Origin of the sequence: Guyparkeria sp. SB14A (assembly GCF_005096345.1) — a bacterium.
GTDB classification, from domain to species: domain Bacteria; phylum Pseudomonadota; class Gammaproteobacteria; order Halothiobacillales; family Halothiobacillaceae; genus Guyparkeria; species Guyparkeria hydrothermalis.
In genome coordinates, this window is record NZ_SWAW01000073.1 from 1 (window position 1) to 396 (window position 396).

The 396-nt window shown below is 63.9% G+C and carries 1 protein-coding gene; it reads right to left on the reverse strand.

Features of this window, described 5'->3' with window-relative positions; translation table 11 throughout:
* Window positions 1–396, reverse strand: a 396-nt coding sequence (locus FAZ79_RS11315; RefSeq protein ID WP_136868059.1) for a GTP-binding protein, incomplete at both ends; no start/stop codon positions are given.

A 396-nucleotide genomic window follows, 5' to 3' on the forward strand; every position in this document is an offset into this window, starting at 1 on the left:
ACCATGTCGGCCTTGTTCAGGAACACGACGATGAACGGGACGCCTACCTGACGCGAGAGCAGGATGTGCTCACGGGTCTGCGGCATCGGGCCGTCGGCGGCGGAAACCACCAGGATCGCGCCGTCCATCTGGGCGGCACCGGTGATCATGTTCTTGACGTAGTCGGCGTGACCCGGGCAGTCGACGTGGGCGTAGTGACGCTTGTCGGACTCGTACTCGACGTGAGAGGTCGAGATCGTGATGCCACGCGCCTTCTCTTCCGGCGCCTTGTCGATCTGGTCGAACGCCATGCCCTGGCCACCGTAGGTGGAGGACATCACGTGCGTGATCGCCGCGGTCAGCGTGGTCTTGCCGTGGTCTACGTGACCGATCGTGCCGACGTTTACGTGCGGCTTG